Annotated in this window: 8 protein-coding genes and 1 pseudogene; 3 read left to right on the top strand and 6 right to left on the bottom strand. The window is 55.2% G+C overall.

The features are described 5' to 3' along the window. Positions 1–28: 28 nt before the first annotated feature. Positions 29–901: an isoaspartyl peptidase/L-asparaginase family protein gene (locus tag OA238_RS18875; RefSeq protein ID WP_015496416.1), complete on the top strand. Its 873-nt coding sequence runs from the start codon at positions 29–31 to the stop codon at positions 899–901. Positions 902–908: 7 nt separating this feature from the next. Here OA238_RS18875 and OA238_RS18870 read toward each other — a convergent pair whose 3' ends face one another. The 6 genes and pseudogenes from OA238_RS18870 to proB form a co-directional block, all read right to left on the bottom strand. Then, positions 909–2,633, bottom strand: coding sequence for a Mur ligase family protein (locus OA238_RS18870; RefSeq protein ID WP_187293073.1), 1,725 nt, complete (start codon positions 2,631–2,633; stop codon positions 909–911). After that, on the bottom strand, positions 2,626–5,499 hold the full coding sequence (gene cphA / locus OA238_RS18865) for a cyanophycin synthetase (protein ID WP_015496414.1): 2,874 nt from the start codon (positions 5,497–5,499) through the stop codon (positions 2,626–2,628). Before cphA ends, OA238_RS18870 begins: the two co-directional genes overlap by 8 nt. Positions 5,500–5,526: 27 nt before the next feature. Beyond that, a complete protein-coding gene (locus OA238_RS18860) occupies positions 5,527–6,366 on the bottom strand; it encodes a cyanophycinase (RefSeq protein ID WP_044038531.1) in 840 nt (279 codons plus the stop codon). Between the two features lie 446 nt (positions 6,367–6,812). Further along, positions 6,813–9,134 carry a Tex family protein gene (locus OA238_RS18855; protein WP_015496412.1) on the bottom strand — a complete coding sequence of 774 codons (2,322 nt, stop codon included), beginning with the start codon at positions 9,132–9,134 and terminating at the stop codon, positions 6,813–6,815. Between the two features lie 935 nt (positions 9,135–10,069). Next, positions 10,070–10,324: pseudogene (locus OA238_RS30510) on the bottom strand (hypothetical protein); the annotation flags it as partial. 62 nt (positions 10,325–10,386) lie between these two features. After that, positions 10,387–11,547 carry a glutamate 5-kinase gene (gene proB, locus OA238_RS18850; protein WP_015496411.1) on the bottom strand — a complete coding sequence of 387 codons (1,161 nt, stop codon included), beginning with the start codon at positions 11,545–11,547 and terminating at the stop codon, positions 10,387–10,389. Between the two features lie 274 nt (positions 11,548–11,821). On the opposite strand from proB, the gene OA238_RS18845 reads away from it, so the two are divergent. Together OA238_RS18845 and OA238_RS18840 are read left to right on the top strand one after the other, a co-directional pair. Beyond that, entirely contained in the window at positions 11,822–12,601 is a 780-nt protein-coding gene (locus OA238_RS18845) for a pyrroline-5-carboxylate reductase family protein (RefSeq protein WP_015496410.1), read from the top strand. 38 nt (positions 12,602–12,639) lie between these two features. After that, positions 12,640–13,926 carry a glutamate-5-semialdehyde dehydrogenase gene (locus OA238_RS18840; RefSeq protein ID WP_015496409.1) on the top strand — a complete coding sequence of 429 codons (1,287 nt, stop codon included), beginning with the start codon at positions 12,640–12,642 and terminating at the stop codon, positions 13,924–13,926. The last annotated feature ends 102 nt before the right edge of the window (positions 13,927–14,028 follow it).

Here is a 14,028-nt window from a genome sequence, read left to right as displayed (position 1 = left end):
ACCCTGCCTAAATAAGAATGGATCGAACATGACATACGCATTGGTACTTCACGGTGGCGCTGGCGCGAGATTGGGCGTGGATTACACAGTTCAAAAAGAACATATGCGACAGCTGATCACCGCAGGGCAGGGGATGCTTGTGGACGGGCAGTCGGCCTTGGACGTTGTTGCTTGGGCTATTGAGGAGATGGAGGCGTCAGGGTTGTATGTCGCAGGCAAAGGATCAGCACCGAATTCGCTGGGCGGATTTGAATTGGATGCGTCGATCATGCATGGACCGGAACGGCGCGCAGGTGCCGTCGCCGCAATTGAGGGCATCATAAGCCCCATTCGCGCGGCCAAGGTCGTGCTGGATGACGGGCGCCACGTTATGTTGGCGGGCGCTGGTGCGCAGATGGCGGCTCGGGCTGCTGGGCTGGCGGAAGTTGACGACGCTGATACCTACTATTCAGAACATGTGTCGCATGGGTCCAACGAGGAGGCCAATCACGGCACCGTTGGGGCTGTTGCACTTGATATTCATGGTGAATTGGCGGCTGGCACGTCTACGGGGGGCACCTTTGGTAAGCGCGTTGGTCGTGTCGGCGATACGCCGATTATCGGATCAGGTACATGGGCTGATGACACGGTCGCGGTGTCGTGCACGGGTCTGGGCGAAGCGTTCATGCGCGCAAACGCTGCTTACGACGTGTCCGCGCGTATGCGCTACGGCAAGGTCAAGTTGATGCAAGCGTGTCACGCTGTGCTGGACGACGTTGCGCGATTTGGCGGCGATGGTGGGCTGATTGCGATTGATGCTGCCGGACATATCGCGATGCCCTATAACAGCGACGGCATGAAACGCGCCGCTGTTTCCAACTCCATGAACCCTGTCGTGCAGGTGTTTGAACCTGAACCCTAGATCCGCGCTAGGCCGGTAAAGGATCGCCGGCTTGCCAGCCCGCTTTGGATAATTTGTCGAGCAGCTGCATCGTTTCAATGCGGTCATCATGCACCAACAGCGCAAGAAAATCGCCTGGGCGTGCCCATTCCATCGCCCTGACGACTGCCGAATATTCGGTGTCGGTGGTGATGATGTTGTCGTGGCCAGACCCCAGTCGCTTGAGCTCGTCTACCATCACTGTGGTCATTTCACCGAGCTGACGACCCCGCAGCAAATCTGGAAGTTCCGCCACGACCACCATATCCGGTTCAAAGGTCCATATCGCTTGGATCATGTCGCAGGTGTCTTTGTCGCTGCGATCCCCCGCTTGTCCGGCAATCACCAAACGCCGCTTTGCGGGAATTGATTTAATGGCAGATGACAAGGCGTGAACCCCGTGCGGATTGTGGGCGAAATCAATCAAAAGGTTAAGGCCGCCAACCTTCACATAATTACCGCGCCCCGGATTTTCGTCCGGTGTGTCGGTAAAGCCTGCCAGACCCTTCGCCATTGCATTAATCGGCAATTCCAATGCATCGGCAAGACAAATTGCACCCAATGCATTGTAAACATTGAATTTTGCAGCACCGCCCAAGGCCGGCACAAAATCCGCCACAGCCAAAACAGGTTCGACAATGCCGTTGCGCGCGAGAACCATCTGCCCATCTTCAACGAATGCCACACGACCGCCGCCCATGATCCAGATGTCCAAAATAGCGCGATCAAATTCAAGCCCGAACCAGGTGATGTCGCCCGAAAACTGCGCTGCTCTCTTGACCAGCTCAGGGTCATCGGCGTTCAAAATCAATAGCCCACCGGGGCGGATTGCATCGGACAATTGAAACTTTGCGTCCGCCAAAGCTGTGACATCCATGATGCCATAGGTTCCCAAATGATCGGCCGCTACGTTGGTCAGCAAACAGGCGTCTGCCGTCGGAACGGGCAAGCCGCGTCGCATCAAACCGCCACGCGCGGTTTCAATGATTGCCAGGTCAACACGCGGGTCTCGCAGCGCAAGGCGCGCACCTGCGGGGCCTGAATAATCGCCCTCGTCCAATATTTCGCCGCCAACACGGACCCAATCACTGGTAGACATCCCAACGCATTTACCCGCCGCCGCACCGATCGCCGCCGTCAGGCGAACAGTGGTGGATTTGCCGTTCGTACCTGTCACCATTCCAACGGGGACGTCGTGCAAACTGTCCCAATCCACTGCATCCGGATCCGGTAAATCGGCAATATCATAGACCTTGGACCCTTTGCCCAATCCGAGCGAAATTTTGTCGTCATGACCAAGATACGTCAGGCCATGCGCCGATGCGTGGTCCGCCAACGCCACTTCTTTTGGCGACACTTCATCCGCGATTTTTTGACGCAAACCATTGGTAATCGCCGCGACATCAACCGGTCTTCCCCCCAGCTTTTCATGCGTCACGCACCAAGAGGCATCGACCAGCGCGGTCGCCGCATGCAAGGCATCCGTCGGCGCGCTCACCTGCAGTGTCGCGCCACCATCAAACGCACGCATAGCAATTTTGCTCTGTGTCCAACCAACGCCGTCAAGCAATTCACGGGCTGAATTTCGCCAGATCGACAGCACCAATGCCTTGTTTTCATCGGGTATGGTTGCTTCAGCTGCGGCCCCAACGTCTGTCATCAGGAAATTGGCACCAGTGAGGCGACGAAGGTTAATAAGGTCAGTCTCAGTCACTGTCTTCATCCTCGAAGTTTTCCAGCCGAACGCCGCGCGCGTCACGGATCATACGCATCCCGCCGACCAACACGCTTTCTGGAAAGTCAGGGGCGTCGTCCACTGGGGTCGCCCCAGCAAGTGGGTCTGACGCGGCGTCGTTGATCGTTGTTGACGGTTCCGCAACTGGCGCCATTGACCCTGTCTTATCGTCGGCCTCAGTTTCTCCTTGCGGGCGGTTAAAATAGATCACCTGCTTCCAAGTCCGCGCAATGTTGTCGCCGAACAGCAGCACAAGGTCGTCGGTTTGCCCCATTTTCAGCGCCGCATCAACGGCCTCGACTTCGTCGGGGATGACCTGAATCAGGTCATCTGGGACACCATTTTCGATCAACGCTTCGCGCAGCAAATCAGGCACTTCTGACGGTCCTCGTCCACGTAGCCCATCGTCAACACGACAAATATAGTGGTCGAATTTACCGGCAACGATTGCGGCAGCAGCAGCATAGTCTTCGTTGCGTCGATCACCGGGCATCGAAAAGCTGATGATCTTGCGCCCTTTTGGTTCTAACTGTGTGCACAGCTTGGTCATGGCTTCGATGGCCGCTGGATTATGACCGTAATCCAAAATGACCTTAAAAGGGTGTTCTTCAAAGATATTCAGACGCCCCGGAGCCTGAAAGTATGACGTCGCAAAGGTGCGTAATCCCTGCCGGATATCTTCAAGTGACTTACCCATCGAATAACAAATCGCCGCCGCAAACATCGCGTTTTGCACATTGTGCATCGCCTTGCCGTCAATTGTTGCTGGGATCAGGTGGGTCCACATCAGCTGAATATTCGATGAATGTTCATAGATGGTGATCATGTGGCCGTTCATGCCCTGTTCAAGCACGACCGCACGCCCGCCAATGCGAACATGTTCGCGCACCAACGGGTGATGGGCGTTCATCGTCACGTAGCAGATGTGGTCTGCCTTGGTGTGTTCCGCCATTTTCAGGCACAGTTCATCATCTGCATTCAGGACGGCGGTATCTGTCGCCACTTCGATGACGATCCGTTTGACCCGCGCCAAATCTTCGATAGTTTCAACGCCTTTCAGGCCAAGGTGATCGGCTTGGATGTTTAGAACTGCCCCAACATCGCATCGCTCATAGCCCAGACCGCTGCGCAACAACCCGCCGCGCGCGGTTTCAAGGATCGCCGCATCAACTGTGGGATCCCGCAGGATCATTTGCGCTGCGCGCGGTCCAGTGAGGTCGCCCTTCACCGTCAAATTTCCGTCAATATAAACGCCGTCGGTGGTCGCTAGACCAACCATATTGCCGCTTAGTTTATGAATATGCGCGACCATACGCGACACGGTGGTTTTGCCGTTGGTGCCGGTAATTGACGCAATCGGTACACGACTTGGTGTGCCTGCCGGAAACAACATTTCCATCACAGCGCCTGCAACATCGCGAGATTTGCCTTCGCTTGGCGCAACGTGCATCCGAAATCCAGGTGCTGCGTTGACTTCACAGATGCCCGCGCCGTTGTCTTTGTAGGATTGTGAAATGTCAGCTGACAGGAAGTCGACGCCACCTATATCAAGCCCAATCGCCTTGATCGCGCGTTCCGCCATATTACGGTTGTCGGGGTGGACGATATCGGTCACGTCGACCGCGGTGCCACCAGTGGATAGGTTCGCCGTTGATCGCAAGAATACGACTTCGCCGTCCTTGGGAACCGAGTTTTCGTCATATCCTACTTCTGCAAGATGTATCGTCGCCGTTTTGTCCAACTCAAGACGTGTTAGGACTTTTTCGTGGCCGACACCGCGCCGTGGATCGGAATTCACGATCTCAATCAGTTCCGCTGCAGTGTTTTTGCCGTTTCCGACAATATGGCCGGGCACGCGTTTTGAGACGGCTTCGAGCTTGCCATTAATCACCAACATCCGGTGATCGAGCCCTTGAATAAACGTTTCGACGATAACCGTGGCGCCGCGTTTGTTGTATTCCAACGCGAAACCGAACGCCTCAGACACGGCGTGATCTTCTTTGAGGTTGATAGAAATTCCGTTTCCATGATTACCGTCTAGCGGTTTAACCACCACCGGATACCCGATGCGATTGGCCGCCCTGATAGCATCTTCGGGACTGGTGACTGCGATCTGGCGCGGCACAGGCAGGCCCAAGTCGCCTAAAATGCGGTTGGTCGCCTTTTTGTCGGATGCCAAATCGGTTGCGATGTAATCAGTTTCGGACGTGATCGTCGCCTGAATGCGCTTTTGGTATTTGCCGTAGCCAAGCTGGATCAGGCTGTATTCGTTCAAACGCATCCACGGAATGTCGCGTCCGACTGCGGCTGCCACCAAAGACGCGGTCGATGGTCCCAATGCCTTGCGCTGCGCCGCCCTGATGAAATTCTCAATTTCGTAGGTAAAATCAAAATCCGCAACATGTTCGCCATTTTCGACCAGTTTGTGCGGCAACAAGTTGTGAATGAAATCGAGAGCGAGCTGGCTGGCTCGTAGCCCAACTTCTTCTTCCTCATATTGGAAGACCATGTTGTAGACACCGGTTTCACCGGCACCGCGGGTCCGCCCGAACGTGACCTCTAGTCCAGCGACGTTCTGCAGTTCTATCGACATATGTTCCCATATGTGGGCCATCCATGTGCCCTCGTCCTCGCGCAAGCGACGCACGAAACCACCGGGTTCGCGATACGAACACCCATGATCGCGCAATCCCGGCAAGACCTCTAGCAACTTGTCGATGAATTCTTCACCAATCTTGGCAGACGGCCAATCTTCAAGAATGCCAATATCGACAACATGACGAATGACGGGGAACTTTGCATAGATATTAGGACCTCGAAAAACGGACGTCTCAAGTATCTTCATAAAGGTTCCCCTTGCTGTTTGGTGGGTTTACGGATGGTTAGCGTCGCCGATTGGATAAGCCTGTCGTGAATTCAGGTCGTACTTGTCGCCAGCCAAGAGGATGTGCAGCTTTACGCCAACAAGCCCAACAGCTGCCCCCATGTTCGTGTCCGCCATCGAGGAAAATTCGAGTTCTGACGGATCAACGATCGTTAAACCACCGCTTCCGAACACTTCGATCACGTCATCGGGCCCGATGAACGCAGCTGTATCTTCATCGACACCGACGCCGGTTGCAAACGGATTATATGCCAATGCTGTCAGTAACCTTCCCAAACGGTCGCGTTCCCGAAAATGCTGATCGACAATCACGCGATTGGTCAGTCCAAGGCCCGGCGACAATGACGCCATACCGCGTTTTGGGGTTCCACCAGACTTGCCAATTGCAATCATATGTTCGCAGACAAACGCCGCCCCTGCGGACGTTCCAGCGATGTGAACCCCACTTGCATTGCCAGAACGCAGCACTTTTGCAGCAGATGTACCGCCAATGGTCGTCGCGAGCCGAAGCTGGTTGCCGCCCGTAAAGAACACGCCTGTCGCAGTCCTCAATGTCTCAAGGATCTCAGGTCTTTCACAATCGGCGCGGGTTTCAAGGTCGACGATCTCAATGCCGCTCAGACCCAGTTCTCGAAACACATCGCGCGTGCGTTGCCCTGCTGTATCCAATTGGGACGCGGTCGGGATAATAACCATGCGGGCATCTGAACCACCGCTCAGCTCAACCAAGCGCTGAAGGATTGTTGACGTATGAACTTTTCTATCCCCGCCACCGATTGGAATAATCCAACCACGTTTTCTGTTTTTGGGTGTTTGGGCAGGGGACATCGCAATGATTCTTTCAAGTTTTCGGAAATTCATGAGTCCTAGCAAAACAAGGGAAAGTCTACAGCCAACGTGTTTTCGCTCCAAAGAGACCGGCATTCCCAATGAAGGAACGCTTTAGCCAAACTGACTTGGGTCGTGTTTGATGCGCGCCGTAGATTGGACCATTGGCCTGAACCAACCAAAGGCCGCTTATCCACGCCGACCTCTTCGGCGGTCTATATCGCGACGGCTTGTGTTAGCTGGAATGTGTTCCAGGACGGTTGTCTGTTCGGGGAGTTTCAATCGATTATCACCCGAGATTGACGAATCCATTTCTCCCTATGACCACTGCACCTATTACGTTCGCGGTGTCCTTGCCAAGGTTCAAATGCTGTTCGTTAGAGCCGCAAATTAAAATTGGTTTTCAAGAACGACTTTGTTTCAGATGCAATCAATGCGGTTCCTCCTCAGGACTCCTTGCCGCGTCCTTTCAGTGCGTCTGCTAATGCCGAACCGAATGTGCCCTGACTTTCTGGCTTGGTCGGGCGTGCGTTGACGGGTTTTGTTGCGCGTGCCGGTTGTGGTTTTTTACTATCGCGTTCACGCGGTGATGGGGCATCACCACCATCTTTGCGCATGCTCAGCGCGATGCGTTTGCGTGGCACGTCGATTTCGGTGACACGAACGCGCACCACGTCACCGGCTTTCACGATATCATGTGGGTCTTTAACAAAACGATCGGCGAGTTGGCTGACATGGACCAAGCCGTCCTGATGCACGCCTATATCAACAAAAGCCCCAAAGGCGGCGACATTGGTCACGGTGCCTTCCAGCGACATGCCGGATTTTAGGTCTGTGATGCTGTTTATGCCATCTGCAAAGGTGGCCGTCTTGAAGGTTGGGCGCGGGTCGCGGCCCGGTTTTTCCAGTTCGGTCAAAATATCGCGCACCGTGGGCAGCCCGAAGCTATCATCGACAAACTGTTCTGCCCGAAGGCCCGCCAGCGCGCTGGTATCGCCCATGATCGCGCGGATATCGCGGCCACAGGCCTGCACGATTTTGCGGGCCACACCGTAAGCTTCGGGATGGACGGACGATGCGTCCAATGGTTCTGTTCCACCCGTGATCCGCAAGAAACCCGCGCATTGCTCAAACGCCTTCGGCCCCAATCCGGCCACTTTAAGCAGCGCCTTGCGGGTCGCAAAGGGGCCGTTGATATCGCGATGTGCCACGATGGATTGCGCCAGCGTCGGACCTAGACCTGCGATATGCGAAAGCAGCGGCGCGGAGGCCATGTTTAGATCGACACCGACCGCGTTCACCGCGTCTTCGACCACAACCGCAAGGGATTGTGCAAGACGGCTCTGATCCACGTCATGTTGATATTGGCCAACGCCGATGGCTTGCGGTTCGATCTTGACCAGTTCCGCCAACGGGTCTTGCAACCGGCGTGCAATGGACACCGCCCCGCGGATAGAAACATCGATGTCGGGGAATTCCAGCGACGCCAGTTCGGACGCGGAGTAGACCGACGCACCGGCTTCTGACACGATCACGGACGTGGGACGGATGGTGTCAGTGGGGAGCCGTTTGATCACATCTGCAACGAGTCGTTCAGATTCGCGGCTGGCGGTTCCGTTGCCAATGGCGATCAGGGCGACGTCGTGGTCGCGGATCATTTTGATGAGGGTTTCTTCGGCCCCGCGCAAATCATTGTGCGGCTGGAACGGATAAATCGTCGACGTGTCCAGCAACTTACCTGTTTCGTCCACAACTGCGATTTTGCAACCCGTTCGGATACCGGGATCGAGGCCCAAAGTCGCGCGCGGACCCGCGGGGGCAGCAAGGAGCAAATCGCGCAGGTTGCGCGCAAAGACGTCGATGGCAGCGGCGTGGGCGCGGCGGCGGAGGTCTGTCAAAAGGTCCATGAACATCGTCGTGCTCAGTTTTACTTTCCACGCCCATACTGCGACCTCTTTCAACCAAAGATCACCCTTTGTCTGTCCGGGTATGCCGATTTCGGCGGCGACGATGGCGATGACACGCTCAAGTCCCGTCTCTGGTTCTGGGGCGATGTCGAGTGTGACAATCTCTTCTTTAGCGGCTCGCAGGATGGCCAGTGCCCGGTGCGACGGGATCGTTGCCCACTTTTCACTATGGGCGAAGTAATCCGAGAACTTTGCCCCGATGTCTTCCTTACCTTTCATGACGCGCGCGGTGATCAGCGCCTCTCGTTGCATGATGTCGCGAATACGCCCGAGCAGTGCAGCATTCTCGCCCAGCTCCTCAACGAGAATGTCACGCGCACCGCTCAGCGCGTCCTTTTGTGTCGGGATGGCCTCGGACAGATAGGCCCGCGCAAGCACCGCTGGATCTGCAGCCCGGCTCGCAAAGATACCACGCAACAGTGGTTCCAGGCCGTTTTCGCGGGCGATCATTGCTTTCGTGCGCCGCTTGGGTTTGAACGGCAGATACAAATCCTCAAGCACCGCTTTGGTGTCTGCGGTTGCGATGGAACGGGCCAATGTGTCGTTTAGTTTACCCTGCGATGTGATCTCTCCGAGGATACTGGCCCGCCGCTTTTCCAGATCGCGTAGATACTCAAGACGTTCGGCCAGTCGGCGCAATTGCGTGTCGTCCAAACCGCCCGTTGCCTCTTTGCGATACCGCGCGACAAACGGAACAGTATCGCCGCCGTCTAACATAGCGACGGTCGCGTTGACCTGTTCCGGTCGCGCGCCAATGTCGGTGGCGATGGTGCGGGCGATGCGATCTGCAACTGCGGTCATGGGGGGGGCTCCGGGATGTGTTTCAGATTTAGGTGATAACGCCGCTGGCAGGGCGGGCCAAGCACAAGGTACTCGTAAATGTTAACAGAAGTGAATTTGCGTAGGGGCGCTGTGGGGGCAAAACGATTGACCCGTCTCTTGCCGCGATCTGGCCTGCAACGGGTTTGTAGAGGTGGTTCGCAGGAATTCGGACCAGTCGTTAAGGTGGATCAACTTATGAAAGAGGTCGTCCGAAATGACGAAACGAAAGTACTGATCGGAGACACGCGCTGGAATCGGAAAATGGATCGCGGACTACAACACCGAACGGCCATGTTCCACGCACGGAATCTTGATCCCAGATGAAGCCTATGAAAAAAACGGAAACAATGAGATCAGAAGCCTAAATAAAATCCTGATCCACCTTAAGTTGGCTGCAAATGGGTCGAATTACGGGTACCATCTCTGTTCATCAACGGCTTCTCTTTGTGCAGATTTAAAGCGGCTATCATGGCGCGGCTGTTGGCCAAGTTGAAGACGTTGAGGAGTCTTGGCGCGCAGAGCTCGGGGTCGCGCGATCACCCAAAGCGCGCTCTTTGGCGGATATTTTCGGACACGTGAAACTCGGTGAGGCATTTTTCCTTTGAGCACATCAAAAATTCAGAATCTAATACATTGCGTCGTAAGTTCTCAATGATTCGTGACACTGCCAAAACCATTCGTCAGCAAGTTGAGGCAGTGAAAAACGATCTTAGATCAATCCAGAAAAGCCAAGAAACTGGCGAAAAACATCTAATCCCCCGAAATAACGCCTCTCATGATCGTGTCGCGATTGTCGCGAAGACACTGCCGTGACGGCGCTAGCTCAAAGTGATCCATATGAAATTAGCTTGCGGGTCAAACAAACTCTGACCCGCAAGCTCTGGTTATGAAAGGGGGAGCCTTGGGGGGAGGTCAGATCGTTTCACCTTTCCGTTTAGCTGGGGCGTGACACGCTTTATGTAGGCGTGCCTGAGCCCAAGGTCTTCAACGTTCCAATGAAATTCAGCTTGGAACGCGTGGCCACGATCCATTGCCCGGTAGGGTTATGCGAAGCATGATCCCGAGAGCGGTGGAACTTTGCGAATGCGGAAAGGCAACTTTTCAATGATGTGGTCAATGAAGTCGATCGCGCTTGCCTGCGTATGTTTCTCATCGATATTCAGCGCGCGGGACCCGGAATTTTAATCCGGCGCGCACGGCGCATCAAAAGACGCAGGAATTTATTGATCGCCTACAGAGGTACAACAACGCGCTGGTCTTCTTCTAGTGCATCCAAGAGCAGGTGGTTTTCTTCTAAGACCAGCATGTTTGCAGCAGCGATGACATCGCTTTTCGTTTTGTAGCCGATAACGTCCTCAATCGGCATATCGATGTGACGCGCCATCAGCATCGTTTCCTCAGACGAGAAGTTTGTCAGGCCACGGGCCACTTCCGTTCCGTCTTCGTCATAGACGTGCAGCACGTCGCCCTTGCTGAAATCACCTTGGATCGAAATCACGTCCTGTCGGGTGATGCCGCATTCACCGGCAATCACGGATGCCGCCACTTCGGTTGAGACAACGAGCGTGCCAGCGACCTGCAACCGATTGCTGAGCCAGACTTTGAGCGGGGATGCCGTTTTACCCGTCACAAGGCACCGCGTATAGCGGCGTTCGTTCTTGAGGACAGACGAAACTGGACGTTCAATGATCCCGTCTGCGATGATCGTTTCTACCCCTGCATTCTGTGCCATGCTTGCGGCCTGCATCTTGGTCAACATGCCACCGCTGCCGAGGGCGCTTACGCCCGTGGTTGATTCTAGATGCTCGCTGACGTCTTTAATTTCCGCAATGAACTTTGCGTCCGGATCTGATGGATCGCGGTCGTATAACCCTTCCACACTGGTCAAAATGATCAATACATCGGCCTCAATCATCTGGGCCACTTTTGCGGAAAGGCGGTCGTTATCGCCCACACGCAAGTCGTGGGTGGCAACGGAATCGTTCTCGTTGATGATCGGCATAATGTCGCTTTCGAACAACCGCGACATCGTGTTTTTGATGTTCAAAAAGCGACGTCTTTCTTCCATGTCGTCGACGGTCACAAGCATTTGGCCGACATCCATCCCGTGTTCTGACGCGACTTGACGGTAGGCATTCATCAGCAGTGGCTGACCACAGGCTGCCGCCGCTTGCTTGTCCATAATGCCCGCATCCTCGGGGCGTTTGCCAATCATATTCAACCCCAAAGCCACCGAACCGGAGGATGTGAGGATGATGTCGTAACCTTCTTTTTGCAGCTGGGCGAGGTCGCTCATCAACCCGTTCATGAAGGCATATCGAAGCGTCAGCCTGTCACTGTTTGCCAATAGGCTGGAACCGATCTTGACGACGATCTTTTTCTTCTTGGGCACGAGTATCTCCAATTACTTTCTGATTTAACAGGCAAATTCCGGAACGGTTTGCGTCACGCGACACCGCCCTGTAGCACTGTTCATTCTAATGATTCGCTGATGTATAGCACGCACCCGACATGGGAATGCAAATAGGTCGTTGTTGTGCGAAGTGTTAAAAGACCAGTTTTGACGTGCGCCAAGTGAAGGCCGCGACGATGCGTGCGGCCCCGACTGCGCAAGCGATACTGCAGCGCAGTTTCTGGATAGGCCGCCGAAGGAAAGGGAGATCAAGATGAAGATACTTTTGATTGGATGTGGTAAGATGGGTGGCGCGATGTTGCGCCAGTGGGCAAGTGAGGATGCGTATCATTTCACCGTTGCTGATCCTGCCGCAACGGCCCTGCCGGATGGCGTTTCGCATGTGTCAAAAACGACGGATTTGCCTGCTGGTGCCTTTGACGTCATCTTGATTGCGATCAAGCCGCAGATGATTGCAGATGTCCTGCCGGACTATGCCCCCGCGCTGAAATCCGGTGGTTGCTTTGTATCCATCGCAGCAGGGTGCAGCGTTGCAACAATTGCTGGGGTTGTGGGCGACGCGGCTATTGTTCGGGTGATGCCGAACATGGGCGCGATGGTCGGGCTGGGCGTTTCAGGGATGTTTGCAAACAAGGCGTGTTCCAAAGCACAGTTGGCTGATGTGACCGCGTTGATTGCCCTGACCGGAACGTGTGTTCTATTGGCAAGCGAGGACGAAATCGATCGACTGACGGCGGTCAGTGGCAGCGGGCCGGGATATGTTTTCGAAATGATGCGCAGCTATGTTGAAGCAGCGAAATCTGTGGGCTTTGATCAGGCCACCGCACGTACGTTGGTTTTTGACACCATTGCAGGCGCTGTTGAAACGGCGCGCCAGTCCGACGCGTCGCTGGAAGAGTTGCGCAATTCGGTCACTAGCAAAAACGGAACGACGCAGGCCGGACTTGAGCAATTGATGCGGGACAGTCAACTTGATGCGCTGTTCCATGACACTGTGCACGCGGCCTACGCCCGCGCCGATGCTTTGAAATAAAACGCGCCCCCGAGGGTGTCGCAGCGAGGAACCAAAAAATGAATGATGTCGTCATGACCAAGGCTGACCCAGAGAAAACAATCGCAGATGTCATCGCAGAGCTTGGGCAGCGCGCCAAAGCGGCGGCACGTGACCTTGCATTGGCAACTGCCGAACAGCGCAATTCAGCCCTGACACATGCCGCCAGTGCCCTGCGCGAACGTGCGTCGGACATTCTGTCAGCCAATGCCAAGGATGTTGAAGGTGTGCGTGACAGTGGCAAAGATGCGGCCTTTATCGACAGGCTGACACTGACGACAGATCGCGTTGCTGGCATGGCGGATGCCTTGGACGCAATTGCGGGGCAGGACGATCCGCTTGGCCGCACTCTCGCAACGTTTGATCGGCCCAATGGGTTAAAGATCGACCGCGTCAGCGTGCCGATCGGGGTCATTGCGATGATCTACGAGTCGCGCCCCAACGTAGGCTCTGACGCTGGCGCACTTTGTGTGAAGTCCGGCAATGCGGTCATTTTGCGCGGCGGGTCGGAAAGCCTGAATTCATCGCGGGTCATCGTAGCCTGCCTTGCGCAAGGGTTGCGCGCAGCGGGGCTGCCCGCAGATGCCGTTCAAATGGTCAATACCCGCGACCGTGAGGCCGTCAAGCTCCTGCTTCACAGCACCGAAACGGTCGATTTGGCCATTCCGCGTGGTGGACGTGGGTTGGTGTCCTTGGTGCAAAAAGAAGCGCGGGTTCCGACGTTGCTTCATCTGGACGGAAACAATCACACCTATGTCCACGAAAGCGCTGATCTCGAAAAGGCCGTTGGCATTGTGGTCAACGCCAAGATGCGCCGGACTGGTATCTGCGGAGCGACAGAGTGTGTCGTAATCGACAGCAAAATCACGGGTCTTTTCCTGCCGCGTCTGTTGACGGCACTTGGAGACTGCCAACTGCGCGGCGATGCACAGGCGCGCGCGATTGTGCCAGATATGATCGCCGCCACGGATGCGGATTGGGACACAGAATATCTGAGCAACATCATGTCGGTCAAGATTGTCGATGACGTTAAGGATAGTATCGCGTTCGTGCAGGCGCATTCATCGGGCCATACGGACGCGATCGTGGCCGAGGACGCAGCTGCGGTAAAACTCTTTATGACGGCCGTCGACTCAGCTGTTGTGATGCACAACGCGTCCACCCAATTTTCAGATGGTGGAGAGTTCGGAATGGGTGCCGAAATCGGGATCGCGACGGGCAAGATGCATGCGCGTGGGCCAGTGGGGGCGGAACAGCTCACGAGTTTTAAATATTTCGTCTACGGAAATGGCCAGCAGAGGCAGTGAAAACGGGTGCAAAACGGACGCTTTAAGCGATGATTTTTCGACTGGAGTTGCGCAATTTTGCATTCTGGGTCTCCATAGACTAGACTCAGCGTTCAGCAAAAA

Origin of the sequence: Octadecabacter arcticus 238, assembly GCF_000155735.2 — a bacterium.
GTDB classification, from domain to species: Bacteria; Pseudomonadota; Alphaproteobacteria; order Rhodobacterales; family Rhodobacteraceae; genus Octadecabacter; species Octadecabacter arcticus.
Note: the sequence above shows the minus strand (reverse complement) of the source record. Positions and strands in the feature narration are given on the sequence as shown.